The sequence below is a fragment of the Massilia sp. Se16.2.3 genome (genome assembly GCF_014171595.1).
Classification (GTDB): Bacteria; Pseudomonadota; Gammaproteobacteria; order Burkholderiales; family Burkholderiaceae_D; genus Telluria.
Genome location: NZ_CP050451.1, coordinates 2,067,921 through 2,091,009, shown reverse-complemented (window position 1 = coordinate 2,091,009; position 23,089 = coordinate 2,067,921). Strand labels below are relative to the sequence as shown.

Here is a 23,089-nt window from a genome sequence, read left to right as displayed (position 1 = left end):
ACATCAACAGGTCTTCCACGTAGACCTGTTCAACAAATTTGACCTGCCCCGAACATTTTCGCAAAAAAACAACGGCCGAGTTATCGGGATAGCACTGATGCCTACAAGCATGGGTATTCGCCTCCTACACGGATGAGATTCGGCGTACCTGGCCTGTCTTTTCGGCCTGAGTCCGGGGTGTCCGACCGTGGAAATTCAAGCCGGCATCGGCGCCGTCGCACCCGACCCGCGCAGCCTTTCCAGCGCGTCCAGACAGTAGTACTGGAACCATAGTCCGGTGAACAGGAAGATCAGCACGTACAACCAGGCCGACAGCACCGCCAGGAAGGGAAACAGCACCATCGACAGCAGCGCGCCGCCCATCCAGGCGATGCCCGGCAAGGCGCCGAGCACGCCCGACACCATGCCGATCGCCAGCAGCGGCCAGCGGTGCGCAGCCATCAGGGCCTTGCGTTCAAGCGTGCTGGCGTGCCCGGCCAGCGCGTCGTAGCTCATCACGCGCGAGGTCACCCAGCCCCACAGCGCGGCCTGCACCAGCACCGCCACCGGCGGCACCGCATACAGCGGCACCGTACACAGCCACAGGGCCGCGAACACGAGCACGCTCGAGAGGTTGATGGCCACGCTGCCCACGAAAGACCCGCCTTCCTTGCGCTCGAGCTTCGGGTACTGGCGGCGGCTGACGTGGCCTTCGATGGCCGGCATCGCGACCACGCCCATGAACAGCAACGACGAGGCGATCATCAGGGGCAGCAGCAGCAAGATCGCCATGATCGGCACCACCATCACCTTCAGCATGCCCAGGCCGAGCGTCGAGAGGATGCTGTCGCTCGAGGTGAACCAGCCGTACTCGGCGAACAGGCCCTGCAGCCAGTCGAACAGCGGCTGGCCGAAGGCATACAGCAGCCCGCCCCACAGCAGCAGCGACAGCATCAGCGGCAGCAGCGACAACAGCAGCATGCGGCTCGAGAACTGGGCGCGCAACGCACGCGCCCAGGCGGTGGCGACGGCATTCATGAGGGGCTCCCCGGCGTGCTGGACTGTTGAGCAGGCATGATCGTGCGGCTCCAGAAGTCAAAAGCGTATTGTAGACCGGGATCGCGGGGGCGCCGCAGCGGGCGCTCGATGGCGCGGGGCGGATTGATGCACTACAATCGCCCCTCAACTTGAACAGCGAAGGAATACCATGTCCACTACCACCACCGCTTCCGGCCTGCAGTACGAAGATACCGTCGTCGGCGAAGGCGCCGAGGCGAAAGCCGGTGCCTACGTCACCGTCCACTACACCGGCTGGCTGCGCAACGACGACGGCACCCCGGGCGCCAAGTTCGATTCGAGCAAGGACCGCAACGATCCGTTCCAGTTCCCGCTGGGCGCCGGCCACGTGATCCGCGGCTGGGACGAAGGCGTGCAGGGCATGAAAGTCGGCGGCCAGCGCCGCCTGACCATCCCGGCGAGCCTGGGCTACGGTGCCCGCGGCGCCGGCGGCGCGATCCCGCCGAACGCGACGCTGATCTTCGACGTCGAACTGCTGGCGGTGTAAGCAGCCGGGCTGCAAGGCAGTCAGGCGTGCGCGAAGCCGCGTCGGCCGGGAGCTCCCGGCCGACGCGGCTTTTTTGATGTCCAGGCGCCGTCGGCGCTACCCCTTGTCTTCTGAGTAAGCCCTCTAAAATACGGGCGATTCCTGCGTGACCCGCCGCCTCCTGCGCTAAGATGCCCCGCATGCATTGCCTTACAGTCAATGCCTCATCCAGCAAACACAACAGGAGTTTTTATGAGCTTGCAAGACCAGTTCGCCCAGGCCCAGGCCGATTCGAAGAACCTGCCGGAGCGTCCGGACAACATGACCCTGCTGAAGATCTACGCGCTGTTCAAGCAGGCGTCGAGCGGCGACGTCAGCGGCGAGCGTCCTGGCTTCACCGACATGGTCGGCCGTGCCAAGTACGACGCCTGGGATGGCCTGAAAGGCACCTCGAAAGAAGACGCGATGCAGCAGTACATCGATCTGATCGAAGAGCTGAAGGGCTGATCGGTCACGGTTTGGCAGGGTGGGCACTCCGTGCCCACGCGGTATCACCGGTTGATCATTGTTCCCTTCGAAAAACGTTGCGGTATGCAAGGGTACGACCGCGTGGGCTCGAGAGCCCACCCTACGGTACTCACGCCGCGGCAAACACCCGCTTCATCTTGTCGGCCACCTTGGCCTCGATCGCCGGACCGAAGGCGCTCATCAGGAAACCCAGCTTGATCCGCAGCGCTGCGCGCTGTTCGCCCAGGGTCAACGCGCCCTCCACCCCACTGCGCTCGAAACGCAGCACGTCCTCGCCATCCCAACGGCATTCCATGCCGAACTCGGCAGCCACCTTGTCGGCCACCTGTTGCGCCGCCGCGCGCGCCCGTTCCGGGCTCAGCTTGTGTTCCTGGACGATCTGAATGTCCGCCATCTGCATTCCTTCCTTACATAATTGCTCAAGACAATCCGCCATGATGCCAGTTGCATGCGCGAGATACCAGTGCGCTGTGCAATTGACGTGGGTCAAGATCGATTCCGCCGGGGGCGCGACTATCTGATGATGTATCTCAATCACATGAGGGTGCGCCATGGAACAACGAGTCTTGCTGCCGGATCAAACAACCATTACTTTCGAGCGGGAGACGGCGCCGGTCGCCTTTGTTCCCACCCCAAGCGCGCCCTACCGCCAGCACCGCAAGGCTGCCCAGCTGCTCGACCAACCCGGCCTCCCGCGCGGTGCCGACGAGCCGCCTCCGGGTAAGGTCCCCTGCCCTATGCCTTCGGCGCGCGCGTGCTGATGTGGAAACAGGACCCGTCGGTCACGGAAATGGGCACGCGCAAGGCCTTCCTGCCCGGCATCGTGCTGGCCGGGCCGCGCGACGCCCGCATCGCCTCTGGCACGCCCGGCATCGACGCAGTCGAGCCGAACGCCTTCGGCGACTTCGTCACCATGCCGGACACGCCTCAGTTCGATGCCGTCCACACCTTTGCGGTGGTGCGCCAGACCCTGACCATGTACCAGCGCTCGCTCTCGTCCAGCGGGGTCGAGATGCCGCTGCCGTGGCAATGGAACAGCAGCATCGATACGGCGCCGCTGCAAGTTTTTCCCTACGGCCTGCCGAATGTGATGAACGCCTTCTACAGCCGCACCCAGAATTGCCTGAAGTTCGGCGAGTTCGTGCCCTCCGGGCAAACCGACCGGGTGTTCACCTGCCGCTCCTTCGACATCGTCGCCCACGAGACCGGCCATGCCGTGCTCGACGGCCTGAAACCGCACTGGCTCGAGGCCGACAATCCCCCCCAGACCGGCGGCCTGCACGAATCCTTCGGCGACCTCACCGCCATCTTCCTGGCCCTGTCCCAGCTCGACCAGTGCGAAGCGGTGGTTGCCCAGACCAAGGCGCGCCTGCATGACAAGACCTTCCTGGCCGATATCGCCGAGCAATTCGGCCTGGCACTCGGCGGCACCACGGGCCTCCGGAATGCCGACAACGACCTGACGCTGTCGCAGGCCGGCACCCAGGTGCATGCCATTTCGCAGGTATTCACCGGGGCCGTCTACGACATCCTGGCCGACCTGTTCGCCCTCGAGCGCAACCCCGCCTTCGAGGACGATGCCGCGGTGCTGCACCGGGTCGCGTCCTGGCTGCGCGGCCTGGTGCTGCGCGCCCCGGTGGCCGCGCCCGACATTGCCGCCACCTATGCCGACGTCGCCAACGACATGCTGCGCCTGACGCTCGAGGACGGCAAGCCGGCGTCCTATGCCGAATCGGTGCGGCGCCAGTTCACGCTGCGCGAAGTGCTGGCCGAGCCGGAAGCAGGCGACGAGCACGCCCCGACGGTTCCGGCCGACGAGACCGCGCCGGCATCCCCGGCGCGCGGCTTCCGGCGCCTGGCCCCGGCCGTTTGCGACGCCCCCGGAGCCCAGCAGGACCGGCGCGCCTGCTGCGGCACCATGAACCTGGCCGAGTACTACAACATCGAACGCGTCCTCGAAGCCGAGGCCGAGGCGCTGGCGCGCTGGTGTGCCGAGCGCGGTCGCAACGGCCCGGCCGGCGTCGATCTCGGGCAGGAAACCGGCGAGAGCAGCGCCGCGGTGGTGCCGATGGTCGACCCGGCGACAACAGCCGAGCTGGCCGGCGCCAAATGAAAATCACCGCCAGGTGCGCGGGCGGCTTCAGTGGTGCCGAACGCTCGGTCGCCCTCGACACCGCCTGCCACCCCGACGGCGCGGCGCTCGAGGAGGTGCTGCGGCACCTGGATTTCTTCTGCACCACACCGCCGCGCGCAGTAGGCGCCGACCTGCCGCGCTGGGAGATCACGGTCGAGGACGGCGAGCGCTGCCGCTCGCTGGTGCTGGTCGACGACGGCGCGCCGGACGCCAGCGCCTGGGCGGCGCTGCTGGCACACCTCCACGGTGCGGCCTGAGCGGCGCGGCAAAACCGGCCTCATCGTACGTCACGCAGCACATTTGCTTATGTATATTGTGTCTAAGCGTGATTTGTAGGAAAGCCCGAATTGCCCTAAAATACAGTGCTTTGCCATGTTGGCGGCCCCTCCTTGCGCGCTGACGCTGCGGCACCCACCATCAATAGGACTGTTATGACCCACGTTGTCACCGAATCGTGCATCCGCTGTCGCTACACCGACTGCGTCGATGTATGCCCGGTCGATTGTTTCCGGGAAGGCCCGAATTTCCTCGCGATTGACCCCGACGAGTGCATCGACTGCGCCGTGTGCGTGGCCGAATGTCCGGTCAACGCGATCTATGCCGAGGAAGACGTGCCGGGCGACCAGCAGCAATTCATCAAGATCAACGCCGACCTGTCGCGCGCATGGCCATCGATCACCAAGACCAAACCGGCCCTGCCTGACGCGGACGAGTGGAAAGACGTCAAGTCCAAGCTCGACCAACTGGCCCGCTGACATTGCATGTAGCAGCCGCCGGCGCGCGCTTGCGCCGGCAGTTGCGGTTTTGGTCCGGCGCCTGCAGCCGTGCGTCTTCCGTGGCACACTAGCGGCCATCGCGTCACCGCCCCCTCTTTTAAAAAATCAACAGGATTGCGTGCATGACTATCAATGCCACCCACGATGCGGGCAGCATCGCCCCTAACAGCTCGTTCGCCGGCGCCATCGAAGCCGATGCCGTCATCATTGGCGCAGGTCCCGTCGGCCTGTTCCAGGTCTTCGAACTCGGCCTGCTCGAGATCAAGGCCCATGTCATCGACTCGCTGCCGGCCGTGGGCGGCCAGTGCGTCGAACTGTATCCGGACAAGCCGATCTACGACATCCCTGCCGTGCCTGTCTGCACCGGCCAGGAACTGACCGACAACCTGCTCAAGCAGATCGAGCCCTTCGAGCCGACCTTCCACCTGGGCCAGGAAGTGACGACCGTGCAGCGCCGCGAAGACGGCCGCTTCAACGTCGAGACCTCGACCGGCACCCAGTTCATCACCAAGACCATCTTCATCGCCGCCGGCGTCGGTTCCTTCCAGGCGCGCACGATCAAGGTCGACGGCATCGAGAAGTTCGAGAACAGCCAGCTGTTCTACCGCGTCAAGGACCCGGCGATCTTCGACGGCAAGAACCTGGTCATCTGCGGCGGCGGCGACTCCGCCCTGGACTGGGCCCTGAACTTCGTCGGCAAGGCCGAGTCGGTCGTGCTGGTGCACCGCCGCGAAGACTTCCGCGCCGCGCCGGCATCGGTCGCCAAGATGAAGGCCCTGTGCGACGAGTACGAGATGCAGCTGATCACCGGCCAGGTCACGGGCTTCGACGAAAAGGACGGCAAGCTCTCCGAAGTGAAGGTCACCGGCGCCGACGGCGTCACCCGCCGCGTGCCGCTGGACATGCTGATGGTCTTCTTCGGCCTGTCGCCGAAGCTCGGCCCGATCGCCGAATGGGGCCTGGACATCGAGCGCCGCCAGCTGAAAGTGGTCGATACCGAGAAGTTCGAAACGAACGTGCCGGGCATCTTCGCCGTCGGTGACATCAACACCTACCCGGGCAAGAAGAAGCTGATCCTGTCGGGCTTCCACGAAGCGGCCCTGGCCGCCTTCGGCGCCGCCCCCTACATCTTCCCCGACAAGAAGATCCACATGCAGTACACGACGACCTCGCCGAAGCTGCACAAGATCCTCGGCGTCGAGACCCCCGTCTTCGATTAATCGGTTCAGTTACTTCAAAACCACAATGCCCCGTCTTCACGGGGCATTGTTTTTTATGTGGGATGCATCACGGACGCCCTATCAAAAACGGGTGTATAACCGGTTCAAGCGCGCATGGAACGAAGGTTCAGGCGAAACCGATATTTCCACCAGTCAAGCAAGTTACTCTATAATGAATTGATGAAATTTCGCGCACGGCGACCCGCCGGGCGACGCGTCCCGGCCACACGCTGGGGCGGCGCGCAACACCACGAAGGATTACTATGCTCTACCAATTGCACGAGATGCAACGCTCCTTCCTGACCCCGCTGATGCAATGGGCGGATGCGTCATCGAAGCTGTTCTCGAACCCCGTTTCCCCGTTCGCCCACACCCCGTTTTCCCAGCGTATCGCCGCCGGGTACGAGTTGATGTATCGTCTGGGCAAGGACTACGAGAAACCGGCGTTCGGCATCGACACCACCACGATCAAGGGCGAGCCGGTCGGCATCATCGAACATGCCGCCGTCACCAAGCCATTCTGCAAACTGTTGCACTTCAAGAAGAACCTGTCCGACGCCGCTTTCGCCGCGCTCGACCAGCCGACGGTATTGCTCGTTGCCCCACTGTCGGGCCACCACTCGACGCTGCTGCGCGACACGGTGCGCGCCCTGCTGCCCGACCACGACGTGTTCATCACCGACTGGATCGATGCGCGCATGGTGCCCCTGAGCGACGGTCCCTTCCACCTCGACGACTACATCTACTACGTCCAGGACTTCATCCGTCACCTCGGCCCGAACGTGCACGTCATCTCGGTGTGCCAGCCGACCGTGCCGGTGCTGGCCGCGATCTCGCTGATGGCATCCGATAACGATCCGAAGCTGCCGAAAACGATGACGATGATGGGCGGCCCGATCGACCCGCGCAAGTCGCCGACGGCCGTCAACGACCTGGCAACCGAAAAGCCCTTCTCCTGGTTCGAGAACACCGTGATCTACGCCGTGCCGGGCAATTACCCTGGCTATGGCCGCAAAGTCTATCCGGGCTTCCTGCAGCACGCCGGCTTCATCGCCATGAACCCGGGCCGCCATGCCCAGAGCCACCGCGAGTTCTACCAGCACCTGGTGCGCGGCGACGAGGAATCGGCGGAAAACCACCGCCAGTTCTACGACGAGTACAACGCCGTGCTCGACATGCCGGCCGAGTATTACCTCGACACCATCAAGACCGTGTTCCAGGAACACCGCCTGCCGAAAGGCACCTGGGAAGTCGGCGGCAAGCTGGTGCGTCCGCAGGACATCAAGACGGTGGCCCTGTTCACCGTCGAAGGCGAACTCGACGATATCTCCGGTGCCGGCCAGACCCAGGCAGCGCACGAGCTGTGCAGCAGCATTCCGGAAAACATGAAGCGCGACTACGTGGCGCCGAAAGCCGGCCACTACGGCATCTTCTCGGGCCGCCGCTGGCGCGAGATCATCTGCCCGAAGATCGGCGAGTTCATCCGCGAATTCCGCTGACCGCAAGACCCTTTCAACAGCCCCGGCCGCCTTACGGCGCCGGGGCTTTTTCAATGGTGCCAGGCACCTGGCATCGTGATCCCTCTGCTGCAACAACGCACACTGCCTGCGCTTGACCGAAAGCGAGGCCGACCCCGCCATCGTTACCGGCACGGCCAAGCTCGGTGCCCGCTTCGTCGTCACTCATGGCGATGCTGTCAAGTACGATCGCACCCTTGGTACCGATGCCACGTGGGAATCCTCGTTCGTGGGCGCGACGGCGATTCCGCTGGCGGCAGCCGAGTACCAGAAACTCTACCGCAAGCTGGCTGGCCAGCTGTTCGACGATCCGGACTTCCGCAAGACCCTGGCGCGTCCAGCCCCGTAAAGCCGGCGAACCGGAAAGCCCTGCCTGTGCGGGCTTCCCGGCGCGAAAAAATGCCGCAGCACGCTGCGGCATTTTTTACTGAAGCGCAGCTCCGGCAGCGCTAGCGCAGCTCGCCGCGCCTGTCCTCGCCACGGGCGAAGTCGTCGTCCTGCTCGCCCTGATGGTCTGCGCGGCGTTCGCCGCCACGGCGGTCGCCCTGCTCGTCGAGGCCATCCTCACTCTCCGCCGAGGAATTGTCCGTGGTGCCCGTACTGTCCTGGCGGTAGGTCGGCAGGCCCGTCGGGTCGACGGCCAGCAGGGGGGCGATGATCCATTCGCTCATGATGCTCCTTCTTCTGTCAGTTACCCAGCAATACACTGGCGATGATGCCGGTGGCGATGGCGGCCAGCACGTAGTCGTTGCCGACTTGCACCCAATGGTGGCCGCGTGGCGGCGCACTCAGGCGGTGCGAACGCCAGTTGTCGACCACGTACTGGCGATGATGGTAGTTCGCCGGCAGGCGTCCGCCGCGGTAGAGGTCGTGGCGCGGTCCGGCGCCGCGCATGGCACGGCGGTCGTCGCGGCGGTCCTCGCGCGCTTCCCGGCGGTCCTCGCGGCGCTCTTCACGATACTCGCGGCGGTCTTCCCGCTGTTCCTGTCGGTATTCGCGGCGGTCGTCGCGCCGCTCCTGGGCATGGCTGTGCTGCGCAAAAGCGGGCGCGTTGGCGGCCAGCAAAGCCAGGATCATGGCCTTGGCAATGAAACGATTGTTCATGTTGTTCTCCGTATGAGGGCAGGCTACGCAGGCGCGCGCCCATACCCCCATTGCATCACGCTCCCGTGCGCCACTCTGTACGGTGCTCCACTTATTGTCGGAATCATCATGCGGGATCCGGGCAGTACATCGCGCGGGACGCGCTTTTGTCGGATAATGACGGCTTTACGCCGCCCGCCATCGTGACCAAGACCCTCGCCGACCTGATCGAAGACCAGCTGCCGCAGACGCAATGCACCAAGTGCGGCTATCCGGCATGCCGGCCGTATGCCGAGGCCATTGCCAGCGGCGAGGCGGAGATCAACCAGTGTCCGCCCGGCGGCCTGGAAGGGGTACGCCGGCTCTCCGGCGTCACCGGGCGCCCGGTCATTCCCATCAATCCGGCGAACGGTATCGAGCGCCCGCGGCCGGTGGCCTTCATCGACGAGTCGCTGTGCATCGGCTGCACGCTGTGCATCCAGGCCTGCCCGGTGGACGCGATCATGGGCGCGGCGAAGCAGATGCACACCATCCTGCCGAGCCTGTGCACCGGATGCGACCTGTGCGTGGCGCCCTGCCCGGTCGACTGCATCAGCATGGTCCCGCGCATCAACGAGCCCGACTGGGAAAGCACCGGCTGGGCCGCCTGGTCGCAGGAGGCGGCCGACGCCGCCCGCGCGCGCCACGATTTCCGCACCGAACGCCTGACGCGCGAGCGCGAGGAAAACGATGCGCGCCTGGCCGCCAAGGCGGTCGAGAAGATGCGCGCCGTCACCGCGGAGACCACCAACACGCAAGAGGAGCTGGCCGAGAAGGAGCGCAAGCGCGCCATCATCGCCGCCGCCATGGAACGCGCGCGCCTGCGTGCGGCCGCAAATGCCGCCGCGGCTTCCACCGAACCGCCGCCCGAACGGAAAGACTGATCGATGAACCCGGCAAAACGCCTAGAAATCTTCACGCGCTTTCGCGCCGCCAATCCGCATCCGACCACCGAACTCGAGTTCACGACGCCCTTCGAACTCCTGATCGCCGTGCTGCTGTCGGCGCAGTCGACCGACGTTGGCGTCAACAAGGCGACGCGCCGCCTGTATCCGGTGGCGAATACGCCGCAGAAGATCCTCGACCTCGGGCTGGAAGAGCTGAAGGGCTATATCGCGACGATCGGCCTCTACAACACGAAGGCGAAGAACGTGATCGCCACCTGCCAGATCCTGGTCGACCAGTACGGTGGCGAGGTGCCCCATTCGCGCGAGGCGCTCGAGTCCCTGCCGGGCGTGGGCCGCAAGACGGCGAACGTGGTGCTCAACACGGCCTTCGGCGAACCGACGATGGCGGTCGACACCCACATCTTCCGCGTATCGAACCGCACGAAGATCGCGCCGGGGAAAAATGTCGACGAAGTCGAGATGAAGCTGCTGAAGGTGGTGCCGAAGGAGTTCCTGATCGACGCCCACCACTGGCTGATCCTGCACGGGCGCTACACCTGCGTGGCGCGCCGGCCGAAATGCTGGAACTGCATCATCAATGACCTGTGCGAGTTCCGCGACAAGACACCGATGCCGGACGGGGTAATTGCGCCCGAGGCCGTGGCACCCGTCGTGCTCGCCGCCGATGACGTGACGGGACGCTGAGGCCAGCCTGCCCGGCCATCGGCTGTGGGCGCGACGGAAAGAAGTAGACAAAACTGTCTAGATGATCGAATAATGCTGAGTCCGCATTTTTCCACTCAAGAGACAGGAATCCCCATGGAACACCGTACCCTCAGCCTGGTCATGCTGCCGCCCCTCCTTGCCACCCTCGCTGGCTGCGCGACCGCCCCCGCGGCGCCTCCCGCGATTGCCGCTACCCCGGCCGCCATCGTTTTCGGCAGCTGCCCGCAAAAACCAGCGTGGCCCGAGGCTGCGCAGCGGGAACGGCGCCGGGGATCGGTCGGTCTCGCCTTCCTCGTCGGTCCCGATAACGCGGTGCTCGATGCAAAGGTCAAGGCCAGCAGCGGGCATGCCGACCTGGACGAAGCCGCGCGCACCGGCCTCGCCAAATGCAAGTTCAAAGCCGCGACGCAAAACGGACAACCCGTCCGCGACTGGGCCGAACTCAAGTACGTCTGGACTCTCTAAACAGGCTCCGCCGGAAACCAGGCCGGCGCTTCCGGCGCGCCTGGCCCGCAGCGCCGGGGCCGGCCTGCGTTGGACTCATGGGCGAGTTGGTCACCTCGGGCGGCAAGAAAGCCGGCGCAGGCAACCCCGGCACGACGGTGGCGAAGCGCGGAAACGGCAACGTCAAGGACCCGGGCGAGTTCGGTGCTCGCGGCAGACCGAAGCGCGCGGACTCGGCCCGCCTCAGCCGCGCCCTACTCGGGCAGCCTCATGCCGATCAGGATCAGGCCCCACCACAAGGAGCCGATGATCGTCCACGCATAGTTCGCACCGCTGAAGCTGGCATTGGTCTCGCCTGTGGGGTCGCCACAGCTGGCGTTGATCATTTCCTGCGCCTGCAGTTTGGTGTACAGGATCGGCAGCAGGATCAGGAGCGCGAGAATGTCGGTGGTCGGCGAGCCGATCTCCCGCATCGATAACCGGTCGAGCAGATTGCAGGCGAGGGTCAGTATCACCAGCATCGTGGCCTGCGAGCGGTGCTCCCAGGCAGCCACAAGCGGGCTGCGGCGGCCGTGGTGCTTGATTTTTTCGAACAGGTCGTGCGTGAAGAAGACCGAGAAGATCGCACGCGGGATCGGCCATACGCCGTTCCCCGCCTGGGCCGCGTCTGGGCAATGCTTATTGTAGCAGGCCCAGTTCTTGTAATACCAGTAGATACCGTACATGCCCAAGGTGGCCAGGTAGAGGATCGCCATCTTGCGGCGCGAAACGATGTAGAACCTGGGCTGCTCGCCGGCGACAGCCGGCAGCTCCTCGTCAAGGGCAAGAGTGGAGTAAAAATCGGTCATCGCTGTCCTCTTGGTGCCTGAGATATTTCAAAAAAGAAATATCATACCGAGAAAGCATCGTTCCGTGTAGGAATCAGGCCGTGAGGAGCAGCGTTGCCCCGGTCGCGAAGGAAGCGCGGGCGATCAGGCCGTCGACGACCTCGTAGATGCACAGCATCTCGACCGTGGCGCGGCCTTCCGGCAGGTTGCGGAACACCAGTTCGACGTCGGTCACGATATTGCCGACGATGCTGCGCGTGAGCAGCTGGGCGCGCAGGTCCGGTTCGGCAAAGCGCGCTTCATAGCGGGGACGGATCTGCGCATGGCCCTCTGCCAGCAGAGTGCCGTGCAGCGCGAACTGACGGGCGTCCGGCGCATAGGTACGCATCAGGGCGTCGAGGTCCTTGGCGTTATAGGCATCGAGCTGGGCCTGGACGACGGTGGCGGGATGGGTCATGTGCGCTTTCACAGGAGGACGAGGTTGTCGCGGTGGACCAGCTCCGGTCCTTCGATATAGCCGAGGATGGCTTCGATTTCGTTCGAGGAGTGGCGCATGATGCGGCGCACTTCGCTGCTGGTGTAGCTGGTGAGACCGCGCGCGACCGGCACCCCGGCTTCGTCGACGCAGGTGATCACCTGGCCGCGGCCGAATTCGCCTTTCACCGCGGTGACGCCGATCGGCAGCAGCGACTTGCCTTCGCGCGTCAGCTTCTGCACCGCGCCGGCGTCCAATACGACCTCGCCGGAAGTGTGCAAATGGTCGACCATCCACTGGCGGCGCGCGGTCAGGCGCGTGGTCGGCGCCTGCAGTTCGGTGCCGATCGCTTCGCCATCGGCCAGGCGCGTGAGCACGTCCGGTTCGCGGCCCCGTGCAATCACGGTGTGCGCGCCCGAGCGCGCGGCGCGGCGGGCCGCCAGCACCTTGGTCAGCATGCCGCCGCGGCCGATGCTGCTGCCGGCGCCGCCGGCCATCGCTTCCGGGTCGCGTCGCCGGCACTGGCCTGGGCGATCAGGCGGGCGTCAGGGTCCTTGCGCGGGTCGGCGGAATACAGGCCGCGCTGGTCGGTGAGGATCACCAGGGCATCGGCTTCGATCAGGTTCGCGACCAGGGCGCCGAGCGTATCGTTGTCGCCGAACTTGATTTCGTCGGTGACGACGGTGTCGTTCTCGTTGATGATCGGGACCACACCCAGGCGCAGCAGCGTGGTGAGCGTGGCGCGCGCGTTCAGGTAGCGTTCGCGGTCGGCCAGGTCGGCGTGGGTCAGCAGCACCTGCGCGGTTTTCACGCCATGCACGCTGAAGCTGGATTCGTAGATTTGCGCCAGTCCCATCTGGCCGCAGGCGGCGCAGGCCTGCAGTTCGTGGATGTCGCTCGGGCGGTTGGCAAAGCCCAGGCGCAGCATGCCTTCGGCGATCGCGCCCGAGCTGACCAGCACGACTTCCTTGCCGCGCGCGCGCAGTGCGGCGATCTGGCCGGCCCAGCGCGCGATCGCGGCGTGGTCGAGGCCGCGGCCTTCGTCGGTGACGAGCGAGGAGCCGACCTTGACGATGATGCGGCCGGCAGGCTGGATGACGGAACGGGTGGCGGATGTCATGGCAGAATTCTCATGGTGTCAGTGCCAGCTTCGGCGGACGCAAGGCCAGCAAGGCCAGGCCCGCCAGCAACTCGATCGCACTGACGATGAACAGGGGCCCTTGCGGCAGGCCGATCGCGAAGGCCGCGACCAGGCGCCCGACCGGCTGGGCCAGCAGGAACATTGCGACGAGATCGCCCAGGAGGGGCTGGTCGCCCCGCCTTGCCGCGAGCAGTGCCAGCCCCGCGATGGCGAGGCGGACACCGACATACATGGCGAAGAACTGGCTGTAGCCGTTCACGCCAACGAGAAACACGCCCAGGCTCGTCGCGATCCGGTCCGGATCGAGCATGGCGACGAGCGCCGCCAGCGAACTGGCGGTGGCGACCAGCTGCAGCAGCTGGCCACGCACACCGGCGCGGGTGAGGCGCCCCTTAGTCTTCAAGGGTCTTGAAACGTGGATCGTCCGGGTCGATCGACGAAATGCCGCGCGCTTCCTCGGTCATCTGCGTCGTCGCTTCGGTGCGCTGCTCGGCGGCGCGTTTTTCTTCCAGGTGCAGGTAGATCGCGTTGATCAGTTCCTGGCAGCCTTCGCGGTTCAGTGCCGAGATCTCGAAGACCGGGCCCTTCCAGGCCATCTTCTTGACGAAGTCCTTCACGCGCTTCTTGCGTTCGTCTTCCGGCACCACGTCGAGCTTGTTCAGCACCAGCCAGCGCGGCTTGTTCAGCAGCTCTTCGTCGTACTTTTCCAGCTCGCGCACCAGCGCCTTGGCTTCCTTGACCGGGTCGACCGTCGCTTCGAAGGGCGCCAGGTCGACGATGTGCAGCAGGAGACCCGTACGCGCCAGGTGGCGCAGGAACTGGTGGCCCAGGCCCGCACCTTCGGCCGCGCCTTCGATCAGGCCGGGAATATCGGCGATCACGAAGCTCTTCTCGTGTGAAACGCGCACCACGCCGAGGTTCGGATGCAGGGTCGTGAACGGGTAGTCGGCCACTTTCGGACGTGCGTTCGACACGGCCGTAATGAAGGTCGACTTGCCGGCGTTCGGCATGCCCAGCAGGCCCACGTCGGCCAGCACCTTCAGTTCCAGGCGCAGCTCGCGCCGCTCGCCTGCTTTACCCTCGGTCTTCTGGCGCGGTGCGCGGTTGGTCGAGGTCTTGAAGTGGATGTTGCCCCAGCCGCCCTCGCCGCCCTTGGCCAGCATTTCGGTCTGGCCGTGCTCGGTCAGGTCGGCAATGATTTCGCCGTTGACGTTATCGATGATCAGGGTGCCGACCGGCATGCGCAGGTAGACATCGTCCGCGCCCTTGCCATAGCAGTCGGAGCCGCGGCCCGGTTCGCCGTTGCGCGCATGGTGGGTTTTCGAATACCGAAAATCGACCAGCGTGTTGATGTTACGGTCCGCCACTGCCCAGATCGAGCCGCCCTTGCCGCCGTCGCCGCCGTCAGGACCGCCAAACGGACGGAACTTCTCGCGCAGGAACGATGCGCAGCCGTTGCCGCCGTCGCCCGCGATGACTTCAATTCTTGCTTCGTCGATAAACTTCATTTTTGACCGCCAAAAAACTAAAGGCTCTACGTTAAGCAGAGCCTTTCGATGGAAGGCTTGCGCCTTACAAACTGCGCCGCCCGGGGCGGCGCTTGCGTGCTAATTAAGCAGCAACCGCTTCGACTTCGTTAGCGATGACGGTCACGTACTGCTTCGAACCGACGCCCTGCTTGACGAACTTGACGGTACCGTCGACCAGCGCGAACAGGGTGTGATCCTTGCCCAGGCCAACGTTGGTGCCAGGACGCACTGGGGTGCCGCGCTGACGGATGATGATGCCGCCGGCGTTGATCGCCTGGCCGCCGTACACCTTCACGCCGAGGCGCTTGCTTTCTGAGTCGCGGCCGTTACGGGTAGTGCCGCCGCCTTTTTTGTGTGCCATTTAAGTACTCCTTGATGACTTTGAAGAGAGGGGCAATTAGCCGTTGATCGAAACCACTTGGATTTCGGTGAAGTTCTGGCGGTGGCCTTGACGCTTCTGGTAGTGCTTACGACGGCGCATCTTGAAAATGCGGACCTTGTCGTGGCGACCATGGGAAACGACCTTCACCAGAACCGTCGCACCTTCAACCAGGGGAGCACCAAATTTGATGCTCTCGCCCGCGCCAACGGCGAGGACCTGATCGATCGTGAGTTCGGAACCAATGTCTGCCGGTATCTGTTCTACTTTAAGTTTTTCGCCAGCGACAACTTTATATTGCTTGCCACCGGTTTTTATGACCGCGTACATGATTGAAAACCTCATCAATTGTTTAATAAAAATCCCTACGGCGACGATGCGTCGTGCTTCTCTGGTGCCGGGGAACAGGGAATTATACATGGAGTGGCCTGTTGCGTCAAAGACCGGCGTTGCATTGTCGAGATCGTGGCACAGCGGCAACGAGGGCCGGAAAACGATGCCTACCCGCCACGCTTGGCGAAATGGCACGGCTCATGCTTGCATGACGTATAATCCGCAGCCATACGCCATCAAACCTCATCAACGTCACGCAGGTTCGCCTTGTCCGCCGCTACCCCTCACGCACAACAGAACAACATCACCCAGACGATCGCAGCCGACATGGACGCGGTGAACGCGGTGATCCGCCAGCGCCTGCATTCGGAAGTGAGCCTGGTCAACCAGATCGCCGAATACATCATCAGTGCCGGCGGCAAGCGCATCCGCCCGGTGCTGGTGCTGCTGCTGGCCAATGCCTACGGATACAAGGGCGTGGCCCACCATGAACTCGCGGCCGTCGTCGAATTCATCCACACCGCCACCCTGCTGCACGACGACGTCGTCGACGAATCGTCGATGCGGCGCGGACGCCAGACCGCCAACGCCCTGTTCGGCAACGCGGCCTCGGTGCTGGTGGGCGACTTCCTCTACTCGCGTTCGTTCCAGATGATGGTCGGCCTGGAAAACATGCGCGTCATGCAGATCCTGTCGGACGCGACCAACGTGATCGCCGAAGGTGAAGTGCTGCAACTGCTGAACATGCACGACCCGGACGTGACCCACGAGAGCTACCTGAAGGTGATCCGTTCGAAGACGGCCAAGCTGTTCGAAGCCGCCGCCGAACTGGGCGCGCTGGTGGCTGGCGCAAACGACGAGCAGATCGGCGCTGCCGGCGAATACGGCCGCTCGCTGGGCACGGCCTTCCAGCTGATCGACGACGTGCTCGACTACGCAGGCGATGCCGCCGAGATCGGCAAGAACGTCGGCGACGACCTGCGCGAAGGCAAACCCACCCTGCCGCTGATCTACCTGATGGAAAACGGCACGCCGCAGCAGCGCGAGCTGGTGCGCTCGTGCATCGAGCAGGGCGACGAGCAGCATTTCGACGCCGTACTGGCCGCCGTCACCAGCAGCGGCGCCCTTGATTACACCCGCCGCGAAGCCGAAGCCGCGGCCCGCCGCGCCGCCGAATCGATCGCCGGTTTGCCCGACAGCGCATACAAGGAAAGCCTGCTCCAGCTCTGCAGTTTCGCGGTTGACAGGAACCACTGAGTATAATTATAGTAACGCTTCCCGAGACGTCAGCTTCGGCGTCTCAAACCAGTCGGGGTGTAGCTTAGCCCGGTAGAGCGCTACGTTCGGGACGTAGAGGCCGGAGGTTCGAATCCTCTCACCCCGACCAAGGAATGCATGAAAAACAGCGGCCCAGGCCGCTGTTTTCGTTTCAGCCCTTCCTTCACATCGCAAAATTCCTTTCGGCTCGTTTTAGCTCGACGGCAATGATATAGCGCTTCCAGTAGAGCGACCTGTGCCCGTGCCGCGCTTCCATCGCCTATTTCTGGCTCTGCAGGCATGCCCCTAGGAAAGTGCTGATGTATTCCGGTTGGACGGAATCGGTCGCGAAAAATGTGCCGGGCAAGGCGCAAACCGCAGCGATACCGCGGGTATCGCGAGGATTTGCAACGCCGCGGGGCGCATTTTGTCGTGGCCGAGACGCCGTCGTGAATAGATCAGCGCTTCCCTAGCACTTTGTACAGCTTTTCAAATGAAACGTAACGCTTATGCTCCTGCCTTGACCTGGCGGTCTCGGGCATTCTCGCAAAGGGAAGCAGCAGGCCATTTCAGATAGGGAGCTGCCTATGAACGAAAGAATCAGCACACCCAGGGCCCAGCAGGCATCCGCGTCGCCTTCGCCTTCCACCGACGAGGGAGTCGTTGCCGAAAAGCGCGCTAGTGGCGTGACATGGGGAATTACGATCCTCTCGTCGATGAGTCTCATCCTCACGCTGCTCGGTTACGGTGTCTCCCTGGCCGTCGAGACGGTATTTGGTTTGCCTCATGAATCTATTTATTCGTCTGTCCTTGATCTGATCGGACTGTCGGCCTACGCCGTGATTTCACTGGTGCTGGGGCTGGGAGAAATCACTTGGTGGCCACTGTTCGAGCAGCTTCTTTTGCCCAGCCTGCTCGGCGCACTCATCCCATTTGCGCTTGTATGCTGCGCGGTGTTCCTCAAATCCCGGAGAGCGAGCGCTCGCACCAGAACGAAAAGTGTTTGGCGCTACCTCATACCGCCGAATCCGCGAGACACAACTGGTGAATTGCTTGGCAAGGGAGCGATTGCTTCGGGATTCTTCGGCGGACTCATCATGATCAGTCCATTTTTGATGGTCGGCGCTTTGATGATTACCGTAGTAGTGATTTCAATCGTGCCGATGTTTGGCATGCAACTGGGCAGTCACTATCTGCAAAAATTTGTCGTCGCCCCGGATTTTTGTGAACCAGTCAAATCACGCACGATGCTGCTTCAGACGTGGTCGAAGCCCAGGAAAAAGGACGCGCCCGCGATCACGACAGCCACCTGCGTCGCGGTATTCAACAATGACGCACAAGTCGCAAGTGGGCGATTGGTTGTCTCGACAGCGACCGCGATTATTCTCTTCGAGCCGAACAGTGGTTTGATCCGACGAATTCCTATCGGCGAAGTTACTGTCGTGCCGACGGATCTCGCTCATCAAGCAGATCCGCCGAAGCCCGCAGGCGACGAGAAAAAAGGCGAGGAGAAAAAGTAGAGCCCGGCGACTCGAATCCTCTCACGCCAACCTCGGAATTCATGAAAAGCAGCGGCCCGGGCCCAATGCCGTTCAGTCAAGCCGTGCTCGAAGATTTCTTCCGCCTTTTGCTACCGCGAGTCCGCAGCCAGGCCCGTAGGGTGGGCACTCGTTCCCATGCGGATCCAAGGCACCGTTGGCAGAACAGGCAACAGCCCAGGCTAGGGATGAGAGACTATGCATGAGTCAGTCGGGCTGCTGGCTGTAGCGTTAGCGGTCGGCATGACGACGCAGGCACAGAGTGCCCCACCGGAGCGGCCCACTCGACGATCTGTCCGAGCTGCGGGTGCTGGGGACGCACGTACCGCGTGGGCACGGAGTGCCCACCCTACCGGATACGGAAGCTTGTGGCTTAACTGAACGGCATTAGCGGCCCGGGCCGCTGTTCTTCTTGCCCGGTCTTCGTGCTCGCCACGCCTACGCATGGCAGATGAACCCGGCGCCGGCGCCGCCGCGCCCAGGCGCAGGTCAGGGCCAGGCCTTGTCGGCCGCATCCTGCGTGTAGTCCACCACGGTCTTCATGTGCTTGCCGCGTACGAGCAGGCGGAAGGCCTGGCGCAGGGTCAGGCAAGGCTCTTCCCCGATTTCCCAGGCTGGATTGAAGCACCCCAGCGCCTTGCCGACCGCTGCGACGACATCGTCCCCCGTATCGGAAAAACCTGCGCCGGTGTCCGCCATCTGCGCCAGGATCGCCGCCTCGACCTGCACGCTGCCGAGGAAATCGACGGCGGTGCGGTAGCCGAAGATCCAGTTGCTGCCGCCCTTGAGTGCTTCCTGCATGGCGCCGTCGTGGCCGGCGGCGAAGCAGGAACTCAGGAGGATGCCCTCGATTTTCTTCTTGCGCGAAAATTCGGCTACCTTCTTCATCAGGTTGCTCGAATTGGCGGCGCCGATTCTGCCCTTCGAGCCGTGCGCGCCGATGTAGAGGACGATCCGGCTTTCGGGCAGCGTGGCGACCGCTGCCAGCGCGTGCCCGAAGCTGTCGGCATCATAGAAATTCAGGCGATAGGACCGGATGTTCTTGTACAGCCGGCAGACGCCTTCGAGGAAGGGGGCGTTCGAGGCCTGTCCCGGGTTGTCGTTGAAATCGAACCAGTGGTCTTCCAGCATGACAAGCGCGATGCGGTCGGCTTCTTCCTCCTGCTTCCGGTCCGCATAGCGAACCAGGCGCCCCAGCGCCCGGCTCGCGTCGTCCTTGCCGCGATAGTCTTCGAACCCGTCAAATGCCTTCTCGTCTACTTCGATGCGCTTCATGCTGCTTCCTCTGTTTCCTGTGTTTGGCCGGCGCAAGCTGCGCCAGCCGGGTTCTGTTTGTCATAGGCCGCCGCCATCCGGCGCGCGATGCCCGCGATTTCCTCGCGCAGGCTGGCCGGTTCCTGGATCACCACGCCGTCGCCGAATCCGAGCAGCCACCAGAGCAGCGCACGGGTGTGCGGCACCGTGGCCGCCAGCTGCAGCCGGCCCTGTTCGTCGAGGGTGAGCACCTGGTCGGCGCTGAGCGGCGTCTCGAACAGGTGTTCCCCGGCCGCGCGCGTGAAGACGGCGCGCAGGGCGATCGGCTCGCCCGCGATCACGCCGAACTGGCCGGAGGCGATGTAGTCGTCGATGTCGAATCCGGGCTTGCGGCGCGCCGGCTCGTACAGGGCTTCGGCCTGCTGGACGCGGTGCAGGGCCAGGGTGCGCACGTCCTCGTAGCCGGCAAACATGCAGACCAGGTAGACCAGCCCTCCCCGCTGCACCACGGCCAGCGGATGCACGGACGGGTACACGGTCGGCGTGTCCGTGTCGCGCTTGCGGTAGTGGAGCTTCAACTGGCGGTCGTGCATCAGCGCCAGGTAGACGGTGCGCTGACACGCCTCGTCCATGAGCGGCGCCAGCAGCGGCTGCAGGGGCTCGATGCTGCGCACCTTGTCCAGCCAGGCCCGCGGCGCTGCGGTACCGTCCACCGCGGACAGGGCGCGGGCGGCGGACTGGAAATGCGGGCCGAGCGCATCGACGGCGCTGGGCGGCAGGTGGTGGCGCAGGTGCTGCTCGACCAGGGTCAGCGTCAGGGCTTCCGGCAGGGTCAGGCCGGGCAGGTCGAAACTCGAGGCATCGCGCAGCCAGCTCCAGCCGTAGGGCCGCGCCCCGTCGTCGACCGCGATCGGAAACACGGTCGAGAGTTCCTGCAGGTCGCGCTCGACGGTGCGTTTCGCCACCGGAAAACCGGCGGCATCGAGCCGCTCGCACAACTCCTTGGCCGAGACCTGCTGGGGCGCACGCGGCACCATGCGCAGCATGTGCCACTGGCGCAGCAGCGAGTACTGATTGGTCGCCATCAGAAGTTCTCTGCCCAGCGTTCCCAGTAACCCGGCGTGTCGTGTTCGGCATTCTGCATGGCGTAGTCCAGCGGCATGACGCAGAAGCGCACGCCGTCGTGGCGCATCGATCCGTCCGGGTGCTCGAGATAGTCGCGCAACTGGCGGTAGGCCGGCAGCGCTTCGTCGTAGGGCACATCGAGGTAGACCTGGCCCAGATACGGCGCCATCACACGCGGATCGGCGAAAGGGCCGCAAGCGGTCCAGCCGACGCCGTGGGCATCGAGCCAGGCGAGAACGGCCGAACGCGTCGCATCGTCCTCGTAACGGTAGTTGCGCCACTGCGCGAACGGCTGGGGATGGAACTCGATATAGAGCGCGTCGGCTTGCTGCCGGCGCGCGATCGCATCGATGTGTTCGATATGTCTTGGCATGGTGCTTTCACATCCGGTGCGTTGCCGCGACCGTTCAAAATATCATGTTACCAAATATATTTCCATTCGGAAATACTGGCGACGCGGCTGCGACTCTTCTGCACACCTCACGCCGACGGGAGGCCTGCCCGCTTGCCGGACATACCGCCACGCGGCCGTGTCCCCATCCTGGCATGCCGATGCGACAAGCGGTGTCGCTGCTGCCGCGGTAGCGAACGCCGGACCTGTACCCCATTCGGCGACTGCGCGACACCGCTTATCGCCGCCGCTACTTATCATGGCCCGCATCGACAATCCGCCATCAAGGATGAAATGAACACATCAAGACGCAGGACCATGCTCGCCATGGCGGCCGGCATCGCGGCGGCGGCCATGGCGCCGTTCGCAGCAGGCAAAGCGGGCCGCGCGCTGGACGCGGCCGGCATCGGCCCGGCCCCTGCCGGCTGCCGGCGCTGCAGCCCCCCCCCCGGCGATTGGAACGGCGCCCTGTTCGAGCAGGCGCGCGCCTGGATCGCACAGCAGCGCCGCGCCGGCGACACCACGGTGCTCTACCCGATATCGCGCTTGCAGCGAACCCTGCGAACGGGATACCGGGCAACGTGCAACGTCACCGAGATGCTGGTGCAGCAGGGGGAATGGACGATCGGATTCATGGACGACGGCACGCGCTACGCCCGGATCGCCGACAAGCGCCGCGCATGAGCGGCATGCTTTAAGACGGATCAAGATCAGCGCGGCGCGCCACCGGTAGTGTCGTGGCTTTGCCAGCAGGGGGAGAAGCCAATGCCGGACCGCTTTTACATGACGCTGGGCGCCACCACCACGGCCGGCGGCGAAGTCACCAGCGCCAGTTCCCTGACCGCAATCGATGGCGCCGCCATTGCGCTCGAGGGCGATACCGTGTCCTGCCCGCGCTGCCTGTCCGATGGCGTCATCGCTCCGGATGGCCCCCGTCTCGACGTTGCGCACGAGGGCAGGCAATACGCCCTCGATGGCGACCTGTGCCTGTGCAAATGCAATCCGCCGCCGCGCCTGGTCGCGGTGCAGACGCGCTCGGGCCAGCGCGTCGAGGCGTGACGGGCCTGCGGCGACGAAGTCCTGTCAGCGTGGCCGCTTGCAGGTGGCCAGCAGGACAGGCGATATCTTGCGCTCAGCCAGCTCCTCGGCGTCGGCGCTGCACGCTTGCCTTATTTCATGCGTTTCAATCTCTTTATCGAAGTCCATCACCGCCTCCTCTGCACTCACGCCGTCCATCGGAGCGACGTAGGCGCCGTGCTGCTTGAAGTAGGCATATACCGAGGCTGCCTTCGATCCAGGCTGCCACTTGTCGAGCGCTTGCAGGATGTTTGCGCGCGCATCCCACACTAATATCTGGTAGCCCGGCAACGCATCTCGCCTTTGGTGGCGGCGATATAGCGCGGTGATCAGGTAGCTGATCTTCTGGTCCGCGTCGTAGATAATGCCCGGCTCCTCGCCGAACAGGTAGCGCCGTTCCTCCGCCGCGGTTTTACGAAAACCCAGGACGTCAGGCTTGTCGCTCGGAACCGTGGCGCCGAACCTGATCCAGCCCTGAGGGCGGCCGAGATACAGGGTATTGATGGAATCGCGATCCCCGCCTGTCGACAGTGGCGACGACGTATTCAGATACCAGTCGCAGTAACCGTCGTTGTTGATATCGACACGATAGAAGCTGTACCAGTCACGCATCTCCGATCCGTCGATCAGCTCCCAGCCATTGCCACCTGCGGTCGGTTGGTCGCGCCTGACTTTCTGCGCCCAGGCAAAGTCCTTGTGGTGCCTGGCCAGCGCGTAGTATTTTTCCGGCAGCGCCTTGGGAGCGACCGGTTGACATTCAGGTACGCGCAGCGTCAGCCCCTGTGCGGCTGGCTGGCCGGCAGCGCCGCAGCAGGCGCTGGCCAACAGCAGACGGCGCAGGCGGGGATAAAAGGCCGCTCTCGTGATCATGGCGTCTGCAATTGGTC

General features: G+C 64.1%; 30 protein-coding genes, 1 tRNA gene and 1 pseudogene. 17 read left to right on the top strand and 15 right to left on the bottom strand.

What is annotated here, in order from left to right:
• Window positions 1-195 precede the first annotated feature (195 nt).
• Window positions 196-1,017: an EI24 domain-containing protein gene (locus G4G31_RS09705; protein ID WP_182991249.1), complete on the bottom strand. Its 822-nt coding sequence runs from the start codon at window positions 1,015-1,017 to the stop codon at window positions 196-198.
• Window positions 1,018-1,186: 169 nt separating this feature from the next.
• Here G4G31_RS09705 and G4G31_RS09700 point away from each other — a divergent pair, with 169 nt between their 5' ends.
• Window positions 1,187-1,543, top strand: a complete 357-nt coding sequence (locus G4G31_RS09700; RefSeq protein WP_182991248.1) for an FKBP-type peptidyl-prolyl cis-trans isomerase — start codon at window positions 1,187-1,189, stop codon at window positions 1,541-1,543.
• A gap of 231 nt (window positions 1,544-1,774) precedes the next feature.
• Window positions 1,775-2,029 (top strand): acyl-CoA-binding protein, encoded by a 255-nt coding sequence (locus G4G31_RS09695; RefSeq protein ID WP_182991247.1) that lies wholly within the window; start codon window positions 1,775-1,777, stop codon window positions 2,027-2,029.
• Window positions 2,030-2,159: 130 nt separating this feature from the next.
• Here the strand turns inward: G4G31_RS09695 and G4G31_RS09690 are convergent, their stop codons facing one another.
• Complete coding sequence (locus tag G4G31_RS09690; RefSeq protein WP_374011287.1) at window positions 2,160-2,540, bottom strand: polyhydroxyalkanoic acid system family protein; 381 nt, start codon at window positions 2,538-2,540, stop codon at window positions 2,160-2,162.
• A gap of 61 nt (window positions 2,541-2,601) precedes the next feature.
• Here G4G31_RS09690 and G4G31_RS25590 point away from each other — a divergent pair, with 61 nt between their 5' ends.
• The 7 genes from G4G31_RS25590 to G4G31_RS09660 all read left to right on the top strand — a co-directional run bounded on the left by G4G31_RS25590 (window position 2,602) and on the right by G4G31_RS09660 (window position 8,046).
• On the top strand, window positions 2,602-2,811 hold the full coding sequence (locus G4G31_RS25590; RefSeq protein WP_229425476.1) for a hypothetical protein: 210 nt from the start codon (window positions 2,602-2,604) through the stop codon (window positions 2,809-2,811).
• On the top strand, window positions 2,811-4,163 hold the full coding sequence (locus G4G31_RS09685; protein WP_229425475.1) for a hypothetical protein: 1,353 nt from the start codon (window positions 2,811-2,813) through the stop codon (window positions 4,161-4,163). Before G4G31_RS25590 ends, G4G31_RS09685 begins: the two co-directional genes overlap by 1 nt.
• Entirely contained in the window at window positions 4,160-4,441 is a 282-nt protein-coding gene (locus G4G31_RS09680; protein ID WP_182991246.1) for a protealysin inhibitor emfourin, read from the top strand. Before G4G31_RS09685 ends, G4G31_RS09680 begins: the two co-directional genes overlap by 4 nt.
• A 174-nt stretch (window positions 4,442-4,615) precedes the next feature.
• Window positions 4,616-4,939, top strand: a complete 324-nt coding sequence (gene fdxA / locus G4G31_RS09675) for a ferredoxin FdxA (RefSeq protein ID WP_182991245.1) — start codon at window positions 4,616-4,618, stop codon at window positions 4,937-4,939.
• Window positions 4,940-5,082: 143 nt separating this feature from the next.
• Entirely contained in the window at window positions 5,083-6,180 is a 1,098-nt protein-coding gene (locus G4G31_RS09670; protein ID WP_229425474.1) for an NAD(P)/FAD-dependent oxidoreductase, read from the top strand.
• A 263-nt stretch (window positions 6,181-6,443) separates the two neighbouring features.
• Window positions 6,444-7,679, top strand: a complete 1,236-nt coding sequence (locus G4G31_RS09665) for a polyhydroxyalkanoate depolymerase (RefSeq protein WP_182991244.1) — start codon at window positions 6,444-6,446, stop codon at window positions 7,677-7,679.
• A gap of 112 nt (window positions 7,680-7,791) precedes the next feature.
• On the top strand, window positions 7,792-8,046 hold the full coding sequence (locus G4G31_RS09660; protein WP_182991243.1) for a hypothetical protein: 255 nt from the start codon (window positions 7,792-7,794) through the stop codon (window positions 8,044-8,046).
• Window positions 8,047-8,146: 100 nt separating this feature from the next.
• Here G4G31_RS09660 and G4G31_RS09655 read toward each other — a convergent pair whose 3' ends face one another.
• Together G4G31_RS09655 and G4G31_RS09650 are read right to left on the bottom strand one after the other, a co-directional pair.
• The gene (locus G4G31_RS09655) at window positions 8,147-8,368 is read right to left on the bottom strand and encodes a hypothetical protein (protein WP_182991242.1); all 222 of its coding nucleotides are present in this window, start codon (window positions 8,366-8,368) and stop codon (window positions 8,147-8,149) included.
• 16 nt (window positions 8,369-8,384) lie between these two features.
• On the bottom strand, window positions 8,385-8,801 hold the full coding sequence (locus G4G31_RS09650; protein ID WP_182991241.1) for an RcnB family protein: 417 nt from the start codon (window positions 8,799-8,801) through the stop codon (window positions 8,385-8,387).
• Between the two features lie 182 nt (window positions 8,802-8,983).
• Here G4G31_RS09650 and rsxB point away from each other — a divergent pair, with 182 nt between their 5' ends.
• From rsxB to G4G31_RS09635, 3 genes are all read left to right on the top strand, one after another.
• On the top strand, window positions 8,984-9,703 hold the full coding sequence (gene rsxB, locus G4G31_RS09645; protein ID WP_182991240.1) for an electron transport complex subunit RsxB: 720 nt from the start codon (window positions 8,984-8,986) through the stop codon (window positions 9,701-9,703).
• Window positions 9,704-9,706: 3 nt separating this feature from the next.
• On the top strand, window positions 9,707-10,411 hold the full coding sequence (gene nth / locus G4G31_RS09640) for an endonuclease III (protein ID WP_182991239.1): 705 nt from the start codon (window positions 9,707-9,709) through the stop codon (window positions 10,409-10,411).
• 114 nt (window positions 10,412-10,525) lie between these two features.
• Window positions 10,526-10,897 (top strand): energy transducer TonB, encoded by a 372-nt coding sequence (locus tag G4G31_RS09635; protein WP_229425473.1) that lies wholly within the window; start codon window positions 10,526-10,528, stop codon window positions 10,895-10,897.
• Window positions 10,898-11,130: 233 nt separating this feature from the next.
• Here the strand turns inward: G4G31_RS09635 and G4G31_RS09630 are convergent, their stop codons facing one another.
• The 7 genes and pseudogenes from G4G31_RS09630 to rplU all read right to left on the bottom strand — a co-directional run bounded on the left by G4G31_RS09630 (window position 11,131) and on the right by rplU (window position 15,557).
• The gene (locus tag G4G31_RS09630; RefSeq protein ID WP_182991238.1) at window positions 11,131-11,724 is read right to left on the bottom strand and encodes a hypothetical protein; all 594 of its coding nucleotides are present in this window, start codon (window positions 11,722-11,724) and stop codon (window positions 11,131-11,133) included.
• A gap of 73 nt (window positions 11,725-11,797) precedes the next feature.
• A complete protein-coding gene (locus tag G4G31_RS09625; RefSeq protein WP_182991237.1) occupies window positions 11,798-12,160 on the bottom strand; it encodes a nuclear transport factor 2 family protein in 363 nt (120 codons plus the stop codon).
• Between the two features lie 8 nt (window positions 12,161-12,168).
• Window positions 12,169-13,298 (bottom strand): annotated as a pseudogene (gene proB / locus G4G31_RS09620) (glutamate 5-kinase).
• Window positions 13,299-13,308: 10 nt separating this feature from the next.
• Window positions 13,309-13,722 carry a hypothetical protein gene (locus G4G31_RS09615; protein ID WP_182991236.1) on the bottom strand — a complete coding sequence of 138 codons (414 nt, stop codon included), beginning with the start codon at window positions 13,720-13,722 and terminating at the stop codon, window positions 13,309-13,311.
• On the bottom strand, window positions 13,712-14,827 hold the full coding sequence (obgE, locus tag G4G31_RS09610; protein ID WP_182991235.1) for a GTPase ObgE: 1,116 nt from the start codon (window positions 14,825-14,827) through the stop codon (window positions 13,712-13,714). The genes G4G31_RS09615 and obgE overlap by 11 nt, the downstream gene beginning before the upstream one ends.
• Window positions 14,828-14,930: 103 nt before the next feature.
• Window positions 14,931-15,209 (bottom strand): 50S ribosomal protein L27, encoded by a 279-nt coding sequence (gene rpmA, locus G4G31_RS09605; RefSeq protein ID WP_182991234.1) that lies wholly within the window; start codon window positions 15,207-15,209, stop codon window positions 14,931-14,933.
• A gap of 36 nt (window positions 15,210-15,245) precedes the next feature.
• Complete coding sequence (rplU, locus tag G4G31_RS09600; RefSeq protein WP_082493710.1) at window positions 15,246-15,557, bottom strand: 50S ribosomal protein L21; 312 nt, start codon at window positions 15,555-15,557, stop codon at window positions 15,246-15,248.
• Between the two features lie 270 nt (window positions 15,558-15,827).
• Between rplU and ispB the strand changes: the two genes are divergently transcribed.
• The 3 genes from ispB (at window position 15,828) to G4G31_RS09585 (ending at window position 18,337) form a co-directional block, all read left to right on the top strand.
• Complete coding sequence (gene ispB / locus G4G31_RS09595) at window positions 15,828-16,817, top strand: octaprenyl diphosphate synthase (protein ID WP_182991233.1); 990 nt, start codon at window positions 15,828-15,830, stop codon at window positions 16,815-16,817.
• A 53-nt stretch (window positions 16,818-16,870) separates the two neighbouring features.
• Window positions 16,871-16,947: transfer RNA gene (locus tag G4G31_RS09590), tRNA-Pro, on the top strand.
• A gap of 457 nt (window positions 16,948-17,404) precedes the next feature.
• On the top strand, window positions 17,405-18,337 hold the full coding sequence (locus G4G31_RS09585) for a hypothetical protein (RefSeq protein WP_182991232.1): 933 nt from the start codon (window positions 17,405-17,407) through the stop codon (window positions 18,335-18,337).
• A gap of 507 nt (window positions 18,338-18,844) precedes the next feature.
• On the opposite strand, the gene G4G31_RS09580 is transcribed toward G4G31_RS09585, so the two are convergent.
• From G4G31_RS09580 to G4G31_RS09570, 3 genes are read right to left on the bottom strand one after another with little or no spacing between them, the layout of a single operon-like run.
• Window positions 18,845-19,630: a hypothetical protein gene (locus G4G31_RS09580; protein ID WP_182991231.1), complete on the bottom strand. Its 786-nt coding sequence runs from the start codon at window positions 19,628-19,630 to the stop codon at window positions 18,845-18,847.
• Window positions 19,627-20,694, bottom strand: coding sequence for a YafY family protein (locus G4G31_RS09575; RefSeq protein WP_182991230.1), 1,068 nt, complete (start codon window positions 20,692-20,694; stop codon window positions 19,627-19,629). The genes G4G31_RS09580 and G4G31_RS09575 overlap by 4 nt, the downstream gene beginning before the upstream one ends.
• Window positions 20,694-21,107, bottom strand: coding sequence for a hypothetical protein (locus G4G31_RS09570; RefSeq protein WP_182991229.1), 414 nt, complete (start codon window positions 21,105-21,107; stop codon window positions 20,694-20,696). Before G4G31_RS09570 ends, G4G31_RS09575 begins: the two co-directional genes overlap by 1 nt.
• 336 nt (window positions 21,108-21,443) lie before the next feature.
• On the opposite strand from G4G31_RS09570, the gene G4G31_RS09565 reads away from it, so the two are divergent.
• Window positions 21,444-21,809: a hypothetical protein gene (locus tag G4G31_RS09565; protein WP_182991228.1), complete on the top strand. Its 366-nt coding sequence runs from the start codon at window positions 21,444-21,446 to the stop codon at window positions 21,807-21,809.
• A gap of 81 nt (window positions 21,810-21,890) precedes the next feature.
• Window positions 21,891-22,184 carry a PAAR domain-containing protein gene (locus tag G4G31_RS09560; protein WP_182991227.1) on the top strand — a complete coding sequence of 98 codons (294 nt, stop codon included), beginning with the start codon at window positions 21,891-21,893 and terminating at the stop codon, window positions 22,182-22,184.
• 24 nt (window positions 22,185-22,208) lie between these two features.
• Here G4G31_RS09560 and G4G31_RS09555 read toward each other — a convergent pair whose 3' ends face one another.
• On the bottom strand, window positions 22,209-23,072 hold the full coding sequence (locus G4G31_RS09555) for a hypothetical protein (RefSeq protein WP_182991226.1): 864 nt from the start codon (window positions 23,070-23,072) through the stop codon (window positions 22,209-22,211).
• Window positions 23,073-23,089: the final 17 nt, after the last annotated feature.